Source organism: Actinomadura barringtoniae, from assembly GCF_017573505.1.
In the GTDB taxonomy this organism is placed as follows: Bacteria; Actinomycetota; Actinomycetes; order Streptosporangiales; family Streptosporangiaceae; genus Spirillospora; species Spirillospora barringtoniae.
Genome location: NZ_JAGEOJ010000006.1, coordinates 22998 through 37976, shown reverse-complemented (window position 1 = coordinate 37976; position 14979 = coordinate 22998). Strand labels below are relative to the sequence as shown.

The window sequence follows — 14979 nt, the reverse complement described above, 5'->3', positions numbered from 1 at the left end:
TGTGCCCACACGTCCCATCCGTACAGTAGGGGCGTGGAGATCACACCGATGCTGCCCGAGCACGCCGACGAGGTGCTCGCCATCTTCCAGGCCGGGATCGACGGCGGGAACGCGACGTTCGAGACCGCCGCCCCGGCCTGGGAGAAGTTCGACGCTGGGAAGCTTCCCGGCCACCGCTTCGTTGCCCGCGACGCCGAGCGCGTGCTCGGCTGGGCCGCGCTCTCGCCGATCTCCGACCGCGCCGTCTTCTCCGGCGTCGCCGAGGTGTCGATCTACATCCACCCCGAGGCCCAGGGCCGGGGCGTCGGCCGCACGCTGCTCGGCGCCTTGATCGACTCCACCGACCGCGGCGACGTCTGGACCCTGCAGGCGGGCATCTTCCCCGAGAACGCCGCGAGCATCCGCCTCCACGAGGCGTTCGGCTTCCGCATGGTCGGCGTCCGCGAACGGATGGGCCGTCACGACTTCAATGGCACGTCCGAGTGGCGTGACGTGGCCTTCCTGGAACGCCGCCGCGCCGACTGATCTTGTCGGCGGGCGCGCCTGCCGGAAATTGAGTGGCTCGGCCGGTTCGGGCCGGGTTACCTTGCGGCCGTGGCTGAGATTCGGGGCACGTTCGAGGGCCGCTTCGAGCCGGTGGCCGAGGCGCTGGCGGCCTCGCTGGACACCGAGGACGTGGGCGCGTCGGCGTCGGTCGTCGTGGACGGCGAGCCGGTCGTCGACATCTGGGGCGGGTACGCCGACCAGGCTCGCAGCGTTCCATGGGAGCGCGACACCATCACCGGCGTCTGGTCCACGACCAAGACGATGACCGCGCTGTGCGCGCTGATCCTCGCCGATCGCGGCGAGCTCGACCTGGACGCGCCGGTCGCGCGCTACTGGCCCGAGTTCGCGGCGGCGGGCAAGGAAGGGGTACTCGTCCGGCACCTGCTCGGGCACACCGCGGGCCTGCCGGACTGGGACAAGCCGGTCACGGCCACCGACCTCCTCGACGCGCAGGCCATGACCGCGCTGCTGGCCGCGCAGGCGCCCCAATGGGAACCGGGCACCGTGGGCGGCTACCACTCGATCACGTTCGGCTTCCTGGTCGGCGAGGTCGTCCGCCGCGTGACCGGCCGCAGCCTCGGCGCGTTCTTCGCCGAGGAGGTCGCCGGGCCGCTCGGCGCCGACTTCCACATCGGGCTGCCCGCCGAGCACGACCACCGCGTCGCCCCGCTGATCGCCGCGCCCGAGGGTGACCGCCCGGACGGCTTCCAGGTCGGGGTGTCCGACGCCAACACCGAGGCTTGGCGGCGGGCCGGGCTCGCGGCCATCGGCGGGATCGGCAACGCCCGTTCCGTCGCCGCCGTTCAGTCGATGCTGGCGAGCGGGGGAGTGGGCCGTGGCGCGGCCGGCGGCGTACGGCTGCTGTCGGAGGCGGGCTGCGAGCGCGTCTTCGAGGAGCAGTACGCGGGCGAGGACCGCATTCTGGGCATGCCGATCCACTGGGGCATGGGCTACCGCCTCGAAGGCCGAACGTGCTCGTGGGGCGGCTGGGGCGGCTCGGTGGTCCTGGTCGACGTCGACAACCGGATGACGGTGTCGTACGTGATGAACCAGGTGCTGTGGAACGACGGCTACGCGCGCGGGCTCGGCATCGTCATGGCCGCCTACGAGTCACTTACCGGGTGATGCGGCGCCAGGGGTAGGGGAGGGTGGACTCGGCGCGGAAGACGCCCGCGTCGGTGAGCGCCTTCAGGACCGTACGGGCGCACTGGCGGCGCAGCTCGACGCGGCGCGGCAGGCGGCGGACCTGCCGCCACGTGCGCCAGACCGGCAGGCCGACGGTCTCGTAGACGTACGGCTGGATCATCGTCAGGTCGAACATCGCGACGATCGCCAGCGGCACGATCCACCGCACGGCCAGGCGATCGCTCCAGGTCGCGGCGGCGTAGTGCTCGCCGAGCGTCGTGCGGGCGAACGCGATGTGCCGCGCCTCCTCGGCACGGTGATAGCGGTTGACCGCGCCGATGTAGGGGTCGGTGTCGGGATGCTCGGCGAGGAGCTTCTGCAGCAGGTCGGGGATCTCCTCGCCCGCGAGCACGAACGCGTCCAGCGTCGCGGCCCGCTTCATGAGCAGAGGCAGGCCCCACCTGCTGAGCAGGGTCGGCACCCGCCCGCCGATGAACGGGTTGCGCTGCTCGGGCTCCAGCTGCCGGTAGACGCGGATGAACAGCCGGGAGTGGCGGGTCTCCTCGCCGATCTCGTGCAGCGCGTAGGTGAAGCGCGGATCGGTGATGTCGGCGCCGAGCGCCATCTGGAAGGCGAACCCGGCGATCAGCGTCTGCTCGAACATCACCCCGGCATGGAAGATCGAGGCGAGCTCCTCCCGCGCTAGCCGTGCGCGCTGCTCGGGGGACAGGTCCAGGTCCAGGCCGGCCACCGACAGCAGCTCGTCCGGAACGAGCTGGTCCTTGGTGAAGGCGCCGGTGACCTCGGCGTCCGGCTCGATGAACTTGCGGGTCGAGGCCTTGTTGAGCCGTTCGATGCGCAACGAGTTGGTCGTCATGGAGGGTCCTTCCCCGGGTGTCGTGCGCCGCCGTGCTCCTCAAAGTAGAGGAATTGAGTGATTTACTCAATCGCTCAATTTGTCTTAGGCTTGTGAGCATGACCACAGCGACGACCAAGGGCGAGCGGACCAGGCAGGCGCTCCTGGACGCCGCGATCGCCCGCTTCGGCAGAGACGGGTACCGGCGTACGTCGATCGCCGACATCACCCGGGACGCGGGGCTCAGCGGCACGGCCTCCTACGCCTACTTCGCCAACAAGGAAGAGCTCTTCATCGCCGCCGCCGACGCCGACGCGGGCCCCGTCATCGAGGAGGGCCTGGCCGCGCTGACCGGCGACGTCTCCATCGACCACTGGCGCGGGTCGCTGATCGTCGGGCTGCTGGAAGGGCTCGAACGGCACCCGCTGGCCCGCCGCATCGTCGCGGGCCTGGAGCCGGAGTTCACGGTCCGGCTGCTCAGCATCCCCGCGCTCGACAAGCTGCGCGCCGAGAACGCCCGCCGCCTGCGCGAGCTTCAGCGGGCGGGCGAGATCCGCGCCGACATCGACCCCGAGCAGATCGCGCGGGGCATGGTGCCGGTCGTGATGTCCCTGCTGATGGCGCTCCTGCAGACCGGCGCCGAACCGGCCGAGTTCCTCGGACCCGACGTGGCCGCCATCTTCGACGCCGCAGTCCTACCGCCCCAGCCCTAGCCCGCGTGAAAATGCCCGTGGCGCAGACGCTGGTACGTCTGCGCCACGGCGTTCGGTGGGTCAGGTGCGACGGGTTGCGGACCCCCCTGCTTTCACCACGTCGCCGGGAGGCGGTCGGTTCGACGTGAGCGCGAGCGGGTCCGGTCAGTGGTGGCTCTCCTCGGGGGCGTGCTTGGGCATCAGCGCGACGACCGGGACGCTGAGCGCGGTGACGGCCAGCACGACGATGAGGCTGATCTCCATCGCGTGCGTCAGGCCCGAGCCCGCGGTCTGGAAGAAGATCGAGGTCACGGCGGCCGAGCCGATCCCGGCGGCGAGCTGCTGGATCGAGCTGAGCGAGCCGCTCGCACTGCCGGCCTCGTCGCCGCTGATGTCGCCGAGGGCCACGTCGAAGATCGTGGAGTAGCAGGCGCCCATGCCCACCCCGATCACGAAGATCGCCGGGGCGAGGGCCCACAGGCCGGGGTCGCCGTACGCCACCAGCGCGAGCACCCAGCCGCAGCCGGCCAGCACGACGGCCAGCCCGATGAAGATCAGCGTACGGCCGAGCTTGGCGACCAGGCCGCCCATCGCCGCGCCCGCCGCGACGATGATGCCGAGGGTCAGCGGCAGCAGTCCGAGCGCCGCTCCGCGCGGCGACGCGTGCAGGGCCTCCTGCATGAACAGCGACAGCACGTACACCAGGCCGGTGGTCACCGCGAAGACGGCGAGGCCGACCAGCATCCCGGAGGTGAAGCCCTTGTTGCGGAGCAGCGACGGCTTGAGCAGCGGGTCGGCGGCGGTCATCTGGCGGCGTGCGAACAGGCCGAGGAAGACCACGCCCGCGGCGATCGAGACGATCGGAACGGCGGTCCAGCCGTTGGCGGACCCGTCGACCAGCCCGTACAGCAGCCCGAACATCGCGCCGGCCAGCAGCCCGGAGCCGAGCCCGTCCACGACCGTGCTCCGGTCGCCGTCGTCGTGCGGCAGGACCTTGACGGCCAGCGCGAGACCGATCGCGCCGAGCACCAGGTTGACCAGGAAGATCGGCCGCCAGGCGAGCCCGAACAGGTCGGCGTCGATGATGAACCCGGCGAGCACCGGCCCGCCCACCGTCGCGACGCCGAGCAGCGGCCCGAACAGCCCGAACGCCTTGGAGAGCATGTCGCGCGAGAACGTCTTGGTCATGATCGCCATGCCCTGGGGGATCAGCAGCGCGCCGAACGCGCCCTGCGCGACCCGGGCCGCCAGCAGCAGCGCGGGGTCGGGGGAGAGTCCCGCCACGGCCGAGGCGATCGTGAAGCCGGTCATGCCGATCAGGAAGAGCCTGCGCTGGCCGAACTTGTCGCCCAGCCGCCCGCCGACCACGAGCAGCACGCCCATGGCCAGCATGTACGACGTTCCGAGCCACTTGATCAGGCCCTCGCCGCCGCCGAGATCCCGGGCGATCGTCGGCGCCGCGATGTTGGTGACGGTCGAGTCGATCATGTCCAGGGCGTCGGCCAGCAGGACCAGGCCCAGGATCACCCACATCAGCCTGGTCGAGGCCTTCGGGCTCGCGCTTGTGGTTGCCACGGCGGTCATCGCGGCCACCTCCTCACCTCAAAGTCAGAATCACTATGAAATTATAATGACTCTGACTTCAGAATAATTCCACCCCTCCGCTAGAATCGATGGCATGCCGCCGACCGGACGCCGTGAACGCAAGAAGGCCCAGACCCGCCAGGCCCTGGCCGACGCCGCCCGGGAGCTGTTCCTGGAGCACGGCTACGACGGCGTCACCGTCGCCCAGATCGCCGACGAGGCCGACGTCTCGATCGCCACGCTGTTCAAGCACGTTCCGGACGGCAAGGAAGCGCTGATCTTCGACGACGGCGTGGAACGCCGCGAAGCCCTGGTCAAGGCCGTTCGCGATCGCGACCCCGGCACCTCGACCCTCCGGGCCCTCCGCGCGTTCTTCGTGCGCCGCGGCCCGTTCGACCCCGACATGTCGCCCGACCTGAAACGCCTGCGCGACCTGATCGTGGGGACTCCCGCCCTCGGCGACTACCAGCGCAAGCTGTGGCAGTCGGCAGAGGGTGTCCTGGCCGAGGCCATCGCGGCCGAGTCCGGCCGCGACCCTTCCGAGCCCGCTGTACGAGCCCTGGTCCGCTACGTCCTTGAGGTCCCCGATCTGGCCGGCCGGGAGCCCGACCCCCTCCACGCCCTGCACGAGATCTTCGATCTCCTGGAATCCGGCTGGCACGACTAGGGGGTCCGCTTCCGGCCTGACTCCCGGTCTTTCACTGGGCAATGGCCCACTGTTGGGTGAGGATGCAGCCTCCCGCCAGGAAGGCAGGACCCGTGAGCATCCCCGATCACGCCCACCTGATCTCCAAGAAGTCCGGGATGGCCATCGACATCGAAGGCGCCTCGACCGACGACGGCGCGGCCGCCGTTCAGTGGTACCTCAGCGGTGACCCGAACCAGACGTTCGCACTGGAGCCCGCGGGCAAGGGCTACTTCCACATCCTCGCCAAGCACTCGGGCAAGTCCCTGGACGTGGAGGCCGCCTCCACCGACAACGGTGCTCGTGTCCTCCAGTGGTCTCCTGGCGGCGGCGACAACCAGCTGTTCGACATCAAGGACAACGGCGACGGCTTCTACCGGATCGTGGCGATGCACTCCCGCAAGGTCCTGGCCGTCTACGGCGCCTCCACCGACGCCGGTGCGGGCCTGGTCCAGTGGGACTCGGGCTCCGACGACAACGAGCTCTGGGAACTCCGCCCGCCCAAGGACGCCTCCGACTCAGGCGGCACCCTCATCTGGGACTCCTAAGCCTCACGCGTGAGCGAGCGCGTAGAGCAGAAAAGCAACGCCGCTCACAGTCACCGCGCACATCAGGGCGAAGTAGGCGAGCGGCCACCTCCGGCGCGCTACCAGCGCGACCACCAGTCCGGCGAACGGTGCGAGCCCCGCACCGCCCAGCGCCGCCCAGAACACCGTCACGACCAGCCAGTCGCCAGGATGTCGGCCGTCCAGCGCGAAACCGAGCGAGAACAACAGCGGCGACACGACCCACCACGCGCCCAGCCCGCCGATGACCCAGGACACGACGTCCCTGCTCGGCGAACGCGTGACCCCGGACACCATGACCTGGATCTTAGACAATCCGCCCATCCGGGACACTCGATCGTGCTTCGATGCTAGGTGCTCGAAACACCGCACATCGGAGGCGTTCCACCATGGCCGATCTCGACCCGACCGCCACGTTCAAAGAGTTCGACGCCGACGGCGACGGCTACATCACGCGCGAGGAGTTCGCCGCCGCCCTGAACGCGCGGGGCGAGGAGGTCACCACGGCCGAGCTGGACTCCATCTTCAAGAACGCCGACCAGCGCGACGGCGACATCGACGGCCGCATCTCCCTGGCCGAGTTTCTCGTCGCCTGGGACAAGTAGCTAGCGGCGGGCGGTCACGACCATCCGGCGACTCCCCGCCACCAGCGGACCGCCCCCATCGCCGTACCCCTCGACGTCCCGGAACCCGGCGCCCATCAGCCAGTCGCGCAGTTCAGGGAACGTGAACAGCCGTGTGAAGAACGGGACGCGGCGAATCCTCCCGTCCCGGATCACTGTCCGCGTCGCCAGGCTGCGCCCGGTGAGCGGATCGATCCGGTGCTGGTCGACGACCATGTCCTCGCCCCGTTCGATCACGACCGAGTTCTGGTACCTGGCGAGCAGCCCGGTGTAGTTGATCAGCTCGACCGCGAACCGCCCGCCCGGCCGGAGCGCGCCGTGCACCTGCTCCAGGACGCGCCGGTTGCCGTCGTCGTCGAAGTAGCCGAACGAGGTGAACCAGCAGACGACCGCGTCGAACCGTTCGGCGTACGGCAGGTCGCGCATGTCGCCGAGGACGTAGTCGACCTCGGCGCCAGCCTCCCGTCGCGCCCGCTCCAGGAACAGCGGCGTCGCGTCCAGCCCGGTGACCCGGCATCCCCGCGCCGCCAGCCGGTTGGCGATCCGCCCGTGGCCGCAGCACAGGTCGAGTACGTCCTGGCCGGGCTCCAGCCCCAGCAGCTCCCAGACCACCCCGGTCTCGGCGTCGCTGCGTTCCTTCAGCGCATCGGCGAAGAAGTACAGGTAGTCGTCGTCGAACATGCCCTCGGCATCGAAGATCGGCTCGCTCACCCCACCAGAATCTCCCACGCGGCCGCTCTTCCCATATATAGCCGTCCGTGTTTTTATAACGGCCGACGACGCAGCGAGGAGATGTCGTGCGACCGATCTTGTCCCTGTGTGCCGCGCTGGCTCTGGTCGCGGCAACGCTGACGGCCCAGCCCGCAGAAGCCCGGACGACCGCCGGTTTCTACACGCCGCCCGATCCGCTTCCGGCCGGTAGGCCCGGCGATGTCATCCGTGCTGAGCCGATGACCGCGAACCTACTGCCCGGCGTCGCGCTGCCCGCCCGCGCCTGGCGCATCCTCTACCGATCGACCACGGCCACCGGCAAGCCGACGGCTGTGTCGGGCGTGGTCCTCGTACCGACGGCCCCCTGGAAGGGCCCCGGCAAGCGTCCGATCATCGGGCACGCGGTCGGCACGCAGGGCATCGCCGACCGCTGCGCCACGTCGCACCTCCTGGACTACGGCCTGGACTACGAGGGCAGCTTCTTCGCTCTCGAACTCGCCCGAGGCTGGGCGGTCGCGGTCACCGACTATCCAGGCCAAGGAACGCCCGGCGACCACACCTATGTGGTCGGCCACGCGCTAGGGCCGGCCGTCCTGGACTCCGTCCGCGCCGCCCGCCGCCTGCCCGAGGCCGGCCTCCCCACGAACGGCCCCCTCGCCATCACCGGCTACTCCGAGGGCGGAACGGCCGCCGAGTGGGCGCTCCAGCTCCAGCCCTCCTACGCCCCCGACCTCCCTCTGGTCGGCGGCGCGGCCGGGGACGGCACCACCGACCTCATGCACACCGCCAACAGCCTCGACAACGGCCCGCTGGGTTTCCTCCAGCTCTATGCCGCCATCGGCCTGAACGCCGCCTACCCAGACCTGCATCTGGACAGTTACCTGAACGCCAAGGGCCGCGACCTCACCGCCCAGATGCGCGACAGCTGCATCTACAAGGCGGGCATCATCGGCGTCCCCCAATGGCTGCGCCGTTCCACTGTCCTGACCCAGGACGTCCTCAGGCTGCCGCAATGGCAGAAGCGGATAGCCCAGAACCGCACCGGCGCGATCGCCCCCAAGGCCCCCGTCCTCCTGGCTCACGCCCGCTACGACGAGGTCATCCCGTACTCCGAAACCGTCGACCTCTACCACCGCTGGTGCGCCCGCGGCGCCAACGCCCGCTTCCAGGAACTACCTCTGGAGCACGGCGTGGGCGGCATCACCGGCTTCCCCCTCTTCGTCGATTGGCTGGCCAGCCGCTTCGCCGGTGAACCCCTCCCACGCCCCGCCGACTGCCGTGCCGGATAGCTAAGAAGCAGTTGGCCGAGGAAGCCGGGCACTGGGGCACGGCCCGCGACGGAGAGCAGGCGCTCGCGGGCTCGATGGACCACCCATCCCCGGCCTCGCGGCGTCGGCGGTGTGTTCCGCCGGCAGCATGACCTTGTCGCCAAGGCGACAAGGTCATGCTCGTTGCCGCCTGTCAGGATCGTCCGGTGATGGCTTTCAGTTCCTGCTCGGCGATCTCCACTATGGGTATTTCGTCGTAGTTGCTGAGGATGACGCTGACCCAGCCGGTGTCGGGGTAGATGTTCCAGTTGGCGGTGCTGCCGCCGGTGCTGCCGCCGCGGCCGATCAGCCATTGGCCGCTGACGATCTTGATCGGTCCCGAGTAGCCGGTGAACGACGGGTGGGCCGGTGCGGAGCCGTCGCCGGGCACCCGGGGGAACTTGGCTCCGATCAGCAGGTCGGCGTAGGGCGGGTCCAGCACCGTGCCGTCGGCCAGTGCGTGCGCGAACCGGACCAGGTCCGGTGCGGTGGCGAAGCCGTCGTCGGTGGCGTAGCCGATGAAGTGTCGGCCCGGGTTCTTGCCTTGTTTCATGCTGCCCTTGTCCAGGTTGCGGACGGCGTCGACCCGGCTGCCGTCGGGTTGCAGCATGTAGGAGCGTGCGATGTGCTCGTCGGTGAGCCATTGCGGTCTGGTGTAGAACGCCGTGCCGGTCATACCGCAGCGTTTGAAGATGTGCTCGTGCACGTAGTCCCAGTACGTGGTGCCGGTCACGGCCTCCACGATCTGTGCGGCGATGGACAGGCCGGCGCCGGCGCCGTTGGTGTGGGCCTGGTTGCCTGAGCCCGGGGGCGCTACCAGCGTCGCCTGCCGGGTCCACTGCTGGTTGAACTCGTGCACTTCCTCCTTACTGCTGAAGATGCGTTGCAGGTCCAGCTCCGGGGCGTTCATCCCGCCGGTGGTAGTGAGCAGATGGTGGACGTTCACCTGCTCGGCGATGTCCTTGGCGAAGCCCGTCAGGTAGGTGCCAACCGTGTCCGGTAGCTTCACCTTGCCCTGCTGCGCCAACTGCAGGATGGCCACCGAGAGGAACGGCTGGATCCCCGAGGAGAGGTCGACCGCGACGCCCTCGTGGTTGCGGATGCCCTTCTCTTTGTCGGCCATGCCGTAGCTGCGTGACAGCACCGTCCGGCCCTTGTGCGACAACAGCACCACACCGGAGAACTTGTCCTGGGTGGCCAGCTTCGCCACGTATCGGTCGTAGGCTCCGCCGGGCCGGGTGTCCGGCGGGATCTGGCCGGTCGGGGCCTCGTCGGCCTGGCCTGGCCGGGCGCCCACGAGCGGCGCGCCCGCCGCCAGCACGCCGGTGGCCGCCAGCCCGCCGCCCCACCCCAGCAGCCGGCGCCGGTCGACACCACGTACGGAATCCGAGTCCATGATCACCTTTCTAGGCCTTCGTGGGGGACAACTCACGAGGGCATTTCTAGAAAGGGTGCGGTCACACTACGGTGCGCGAGCCTGTGACCCGGCTGTGACCGCGCGTGGGTGAGCACCGCGATCCGCAGTGCGTCGAGCCCGGCTTCGCGCACGCCCGACTTCGGGATCCTCCGGCCCGTCCCACCTAAGGCTGAACGGTGTAGGTCGTCGTGGCGCTGCGGCCCGATGTCTGGCCGGTGGCGCTGACCGTGACCGTTCCAGGCGCCGAGGCGCGCAGCAGTTGATACTCGAAGCTTCCGTCGCTTGCGGCGGTGGGCCGGTACTGGCTGCTCGTGCCCTGCGGCCAGGAGTAGGTCAGCTCGACGATCTCACCGGGCTTGAAGCCCCTGCCCGTGATCTTGCAGGCCACGCCACCGCTCGCGGTCCCGCACGAGGCCAGCTCCGGCGGCCCGGTGACTTCCACGCCGCCGGTCTGCTTGCTGCGCACGACGACCTCGGTGGGAGCCCCGCGAAGGTTCTGGTGGATGACCAGGCGGGCGGTGCCGGCGTTGGCCGTCTGCCGAGTGACGGTGATCTTGCAGGGATCACTGTGGGCGGGAAGGGTCTGGTGTTCGCAGCCGGTGTGGTTGTACGCAGCGGCGCCGGGGCCCAGGAGTTCGATCGCGCCGATCCGCAGCGGCAGGGTTCCGCTGTTGGACACGCTCACCGTGTCTTCACATGTCTTCCCGGCGTCGTCGCAGTCCAGTTCCAGCGATGAGGGATCTGTCTTGATGTGCAGGCCGGTCTGGGTGTCGTTGCCGGTCTGTGTGCCGAGAGTGCCGATGCCGCCGACCGAGGGCAGCGGAAGGTGCGGGTCGGTGCGCCCGGTGGCACGGTCGACGATGGTGAACCCGCCGTAGGTGATGGCCAGCGCGACGATCGTGATCAGCAGGCCGGCGCCTATGCGGAGCCGGTGCAGTCGGCCAACGGTGGAGATCATCGGTGCGACGGCCGCACCCGCCGCGGCGGCGATCACCCGGCTGGTGGGCGACAGGTGCAGCGAGGTGGTGATCAGCGTGACGACGACTGAACCGCAGATCGCACCGAGCATCGCCGGTACGACCGGGCCGAGACTGCCTGGACGCTGTTGCGGAATGGCCACGAGGGTCCTCCATCACGGGCGGGGAGGGGCATCACAGGCGATCAACTGACCGGGCACTTGGGCCGGGCCGCCCCGAATACCGGCTCTGACGGACGGCGCCCCGGCCCGGTTCTCGATCCACAAGCGTCCTGGCGGTCGCGTTCACCAGAACCCGCAGGTCCAGGCCTACGGCGGGTCCCCCGTGGCCAGATGAGGACACAGAGAGCGAGGGAGGCTAACACAAGGTGAACGCGCGGGCTCAGGCTCCCACGGTGCCGTCGACGGCTTCGCGGATGAGGTCGGCGTGGCCGTTGTGCCGCGCGTACTCGTGGATCATGTGCAGCATGATGAAGCGGAGCGAGACGTCCTGGTTCGAACGCGGCTGGTGGGCGACCAGATCCAGGGACGGCGCCGCCAGCTCGATACGGCGTGCGTGCTCGACCTCGGCCTGCCAGGCGGTGAAGGCCTCCTCGCGGGAGCAGCCCGCAGGGTCGTAGGCGGTCTGGTAGTCGTCGGCGTGCGACCAGACGTTGGGCAGGTCGCGTTCGCCGTTCACCGTCTTGCGGAACCAGGTGCGCTCGACCTCGGCCATGTGGCGGACCAGCCCGAGCAGGGAGAGCCCCGAAGGCTTCGAAGCCTGCGCACGCAGGGCGTCGTCGTCGAGGCCGTCGCACTTCCAGGCGAGCGTGGCGCGGTGGTAGTCAAGGTGCGCCCGGAGCATCGCACGCTCGTCGGCGATCAGCGGCACATCGGGACGTTGAGTGGTCACCGCCGTCACCCTAGTCCGGCGCCGAATGTCACCCCCGCCCACTAACCTGGAGTTACAGCTCGTGGCGGAGGTGGCGTCATGCGCGATGACCTGGCGGGCAGGCGGACTGGCGAGCGCATCAAGATCCTGCGTGAGCGCAAGGGGCTGTCACGGCCGACGCTCGCCGGACTGGCGGGCAAGTCGGCCGAGTGGCTGAAGGGGATCGAGAGCGGACGGCGGCTGCCGCCTCGGCTGCCTGCGCTGGTGCGGCTGGCGGAGGCGCTCGGCGTGGACGACGTGGCGCTGCTCGCGGGAACGGACCTCAACCTGGCGGACGGGGCGTCCATCCCCATCGCGTCGTTCGCGCGCATCCCGCACGAGGCGGTGCCCGCCATCCGCGACGCGGTGCGGGCGCCGTTGCTGAGCGTCGCACCGCGCCCGATCGACCTGAGGTCGCTGGCCGGACGGGTGGAGCAGGCTTGGCGGCTGTGGCACGGGTCGGCGACGCACCGGACCGATGTGGGGCGCGTCCTGCCCGCGCTGGTGACCGACTCCCGCATCGCCGTGCGGCTCACGCATGGTGCCGAACGCCGCACCGCGCATGCGGTGATGTCCGACCTGTACGCGCTCGTTCAGCACGAACTCGTGTGGGCGAGCGAGCCCGAGCTGACTTGGGTCGTGGCCGACCGGAGCGTGACCGCCGCGCAGGAGGCCGACCGGCCGGTGGCGCTGGCCGGGGCGGCGTGGACGCTCGCCATCGTGCAGCGCACGACGGGTGACCATCAGGGAGCGGCCGCTCTGGTGGACGAGGCCGCCACCCTCCTGCGGCCGGGGCTGGAGGACGGGCCGGCGGAGTTGCGCGCGATGTACGGCGCGCTTCACCTGCACGCGGCCACCACGCACGCCCGCGCCGGACGTGAGGGCGACGCTCTCCGCCATCTCGACCAGGGCAGGGCCACGGCCGAGCGCCTTCCGGCCGGATACCACCACCTCTGGACGCAGTTCGGCAGGTCCAACGTCGAACTGCACGCGGTCTCGGTGAACGCCGATCTCTCCCGATCGTCGGCGGCACGTGACAGGGCGCGGCAGATCGACCCGGACACGATCCCGAGTCGCGAGCGCCGAGCGCGCCTCATGGTGGAGACCGCCCGCTCGTACCACCAGCAGCGCGACTACGGGGCGGCCCTCGACTGGCTCGAACACGCCTATCCGGTCTGCAACGACTCGGTGCACTACTCGCCCGAGGCGCGTCAGATCGCCTCCGACGCCGTCGACCACGGCGGGCCGATGATCGACCGCCGAGCCCGCACGTTCGCCCACCTACTCGGCCTCCCCGCCTAGGCGCACTGGAGGTGGTGTTGTGTCTGATCAACGAGGCTCGATCGGAGGACGGATCGCCAGCGCACGGAAGTTGCGCGGGCTCACGCAGGGGCAGCTCGCAGAACGAGTGCCGTGCTCCAAGAGCCTGATCGCTCAGGTGGAGCGGGGGCACAAGCCCGCGACGCAGGCATTGGTGGCGGGCGTCGCGCGGGCGCTGCGGGTGGGCGTGGGGGAGCTGACCGGGCAGCCGTACGGGGATGAGAGCCGGCGGGCGGATCGCGTGCACGCGGCGGTGCCTGACATCCGGCGGGCGCTGCTCGGCTGGGATCTGCCGGATGAGGAGATCCGGCCGAGGGCGTTCGATGCGCTGGCGGCTGACGTGGAGCGGGCGTCGGCGCTGGGGCGGCAGGCGCGGTACGGGCGCCTGGGGGAGATGCTGCCGGGGCTGCTGGAGGAGCTCACCGCTGCGGTGCATGGCGCCGATCATCCGGAACGGCTCTATGCCTTGCTGGCGGAGGCGTACACCGGGGCCACGGCCATCGCCTACACGCTGGGCTATTTTGATCTGCGCAGCTTGGCGATGGAACGCGTGGACTGGGCCGCGCGGGCCTCGGACGACCCGTTGCGCATCGCGCGGACGCAGTGGCAGCGCTCGACGCTGTTCCTCGCCAACGCGTCGTACGACAAGGGCGGCAGGTTGCTCGCGCGCATCAGGCATGAGCTTGGTGAGGACGTGGCGCGGATGGACGCGCCCACGGTGAGCGTCTACGGTGCGGCCCACCTGCGTTCGGCCATCTTTGCCGCGCGTACGCCCAACGCCGCCGGGGCGTGGGCGCACATCGGCGAGGCGTGGGAGTGCGCTCGCCTCCTTGGAGAGGACGCCAACCACTACGGGTTGGAGTTCGGGCCGTCCAACGTCGCGATCCACGAGGTGGCGGTCGCGGTCGAGCTTTACGACGGTGCCGAGGCCGTACGGCGGGCCGGGCTGATCCGGCTGCCCGACACGGTCGCGCCGGTACGGCTCGGCCACTACTACATCGACCTCGCCCGGGGCTTTCTCTACAACGGGAACCGGACCAAGTCCCTGGAGGCGCTGCAGACCGCGCGGCGGGCCGCCCCTCAGCAGACGCGCAACCATCCCATGGTGCGCGAGACCGTTCGGATGCTCGTGGACCTGGAGCGGCGCCGACCCAAGGCGCTGAGCGGGTTCGCCTCATGGGTCGGCATGCCGTGAGTTTCACGCGGTCGTGAAACTTCACCTGGTCGCCGCACGTGCACTCTCGGTGCGTGACTGAGGAACCTGAGCAGGTCAAGGCGGAGCTGGGGGCGGAGTTTCCCGGGTGGCGGATCATTGTGAGCGATCGGCGGCGGTGGTGGGCGCTGCGGGGGCCGCTGCCGATGGACCGCATTCACGAGGTGGACGCCGTGGATGCGAACAGCGCTGAGGAGCTCCGGTCGCGTTTGGGGCGGGTGGGGCGGTGAGCGTTCACCTGGATGCGCTGGGGGAGGGGCTTGCGGCGGCGGGGCTGGTGGTGACGGCTCGGTATGGGGAGACGCCCGCTTTGTTGCGGGTGGTCAATCCGGCGTTGCCCGGGGTGGGGGAGAGCGTAAGCGTGGCGGAGGGCCAGGACGGGCTGTGGTTTCGCTGTTCGTCAGGGGGCTTGGTCGCGCCTTGCGGGGATGTGCGGGGTGCGGTGGGG

16 protein-coding genes are annotated in these 14979 nt (G+C 70.1%); 9 read left to right on the top strand and 7 right to left on the bottom strand.

Features of this window, described 5'->3' with window-relative positions:
- Positions 1–33 precede the first annotated feature (33 nt).
- Both J4573_RS15530 and J4573_RS15525 read left to right on the top strand, forming a co-directional pair.
- Positions 34–525, top strand: coding sequence for a GNAT family N-acetyltransferase (locus tag J4573_RS15530; RefSeq protein ID WP_307796650.1), 492 nt, complete (start codon positions 34–36; stop codon positions 523–525).
- Positions 526–594: 69 nt separating this feature from the next.
- On the top strand, positions 595–1671 hold the full coding sequence (locus J4573_RS15525; protein WP_208256191.1) for a serine hydrolase domain-containing protein: 1077 nt from the start codon (positions 595–597) through the stop codon (positions 1669–1671).
- On the opposite strand, the gene J4573_RS15520 is transcribed toward J4573_RS15525, so the two are convergent.
- Positions 1661–2548, bottom strand: coding sequence for a diiron oxygenase (locus J4573_RS15520; protein WP_208256190.1), 888 nt, complete (start codon positions 2546–2548; stop codon positions 1661–1663). The genes J4573_RS15525 and J4573_RS15520 overlap by 11 nt on opposite strands.
- A 98-nt stretch (positions 2549–2646) precedes the next feature.
- Here J4573_RS15520 and J4573_RS15515 point away from each other — a divergent pair, with 98 nt between their 5' ends.
- Entirely contained in the window at positions 2647–3240 is a 594-nt protein-coding gene (locus J4573_RS15515) for a TetR/AcrR family transcriptional regulator (protein WP_208256189.1), read from the top strand.
- 144 nt (positions 3241–3384) lie between these two features.
- On the opposite strand, the gene J4573_RS15510 is transcribed toward J4573_RS15515, so the two are convergent.
- Complete coding sequence (locus J4573_RS15510) at positions 3385–4803, bottom strand: MFS transporter (protein WP_208256188.1); 1419 nt, start codon at positions 4801–4803, stop codon at positions 3385–3387.
- A gap of 94 nt (positions 4804–4897) precedes the next feature.
- Here J4573_RS15510 and J4573_RS15505 point away from each other — a divergent pair, with 94 nt between their 5' ends.
- Positions 4898–5470, top strand: coding sequence for a TetR/AcrR family transcriptional regulator (locus tag J4573_RS15505; protein ID WP_208256187.1), 573 nt, complete (start codon positions 4898–4900; stop codon positions 5468–5470).
- 92 nt (positions 5471–5562) lie between these two features.
- Positions 5563–6036, top strand: a complete 474-nt coding sequence (locus tag J4573_RS15500; RefSeq protein WP_208256186.1) for an RICIN domain-containing protein — start codon at positions 5563–5565, stop codon at positions 6034–6036.
- A gap of 3 nt (positions 6037–6039) precedes the next feature.
- On the opposite strand, the gene J4573_RS15495 is transcribed toward J4573_RS15500, so the two are convergent.
- Entirely contained in the window at positions 6040–6378 is a 339-nt protein-coding gene (locus J4573_RS15495; protein ID WP_208256185.1) for a hypothetical protein, read from the bottom strand.
- A 23-nt stretch (positions 6379–6401) separates the two neighbouring features.
- On the opposite strand from J4573_RS15495, the gene J4573_RS15490 reads away from it, so the two are divergent.
- Complete coding sequence (locus tag J4573_RS15490) at positions 6402–6659, top strand: EF-hand domain-containing protein (protein WP_279575486.1); 258 nt, start codon at positions 6402–6404, stop codon at positions 6657–6659.
- On the opposite strand, the gene J4573_RS15485 is transcribed toward J4573_RS15490, so the two are convergent.
- Positions 6660–7388 (bottom strand): class I SAM-dependent methyltransferase, encoded by a 729-nt coding sequence (locus J4573_RS15485; RefSeq protein ID WP_208256183.1) that lies wholly within the window; start codon positions 7386–7388, stop codon positions 6660–6662.
- An 86-nt stretch (positions 7389–7474) separates the two neighbouring features.
- Here J4573_RS15485 and J4573_RS15480 point away from each other — a divergent pair, with 86 nt between their 5' ends.
- Positions 7475–8677: a lipase family protein gene (locus J4573_RS15480; protein WP_208256182.1), complete on the top strand. Its 1203-nt coding sequence runs from the start codon at positions 7475–7477 to the stop codon at positions 8675–8677.
- A 172-nt stretch (positions 8678–8849) separates the two neighbouring features.
- On the opposite strand, the gene J4573_RS15475 is transcribed toward J4573_RS15480, so the two are convergent.
- From J4573_RS15475 to J4573_RS15465, 3 genes are all read right to left on the bottom strand, one after another.
- Positions 8850–10091: a serine hydrolase domain-containing protein gene (locus J4573_RS15475; protein ID WP_208256181.1), complete on the bottom strand. Its 1242-nt coding sequence runs from the start codon at positions 10089–10091 to the stop codon at positions 8850–8852.
- Between the two features lie 184 nt (positions 10092–10275).
- Positions 10276–11232: a hypothetical protein gene (locus tag J4573_RS15470; RefSeq protein ID WP_208256180.1), complete on the bottom strand. Its 957-nt coding sequence runs from the start codon at positions 11230–11232 to the stop codon at positions 10276–10278.
- Between the two features lie 238 nt (positions 11233–11470).
- Complete coding sequence (locus J4573_RS15465) at positions 11471–11980, bottom strand: DinB family protein (RefSeq protein ID WP_307796649.1); 510 nt, start codon at positions 11978–11980, stop codon at positions 11471–11473.
- 78 nt (positions 11981–12058) lie between these two features.
- Here J4573_RS15465 and J4573_RS15460 point away from each other — a divergent pair, with 78 nt between their 5' ends.
- Both J4573_RS15460 and J4573_RS15455 read left to right on the top strand, forming a co-directional pair.
- Positions 12059–13300, top strand: coding sequence for a helix-turn-helix domain-containing protein (locus tag J4573_RS15460; RefSeq protein WP_208256179.1), 1242 nt, complete (start codon positions 12059–12061; stop codon positions 13298–13300).
- 19 nt (positions 13301–13319) lie between these two features.
- Complete coding sequence (locus J4573_RS15455) at positions 13320–14513, top strand: helix-turn-helix domain-containing protein (protein ID WP_208256178.1); 1194 nt, start codon at positions 13320–13322, stop codon at positions 14511–14513.
- The last annotated feature ends 466 nt before the right edge of the window (positions 14514–14979 follow it).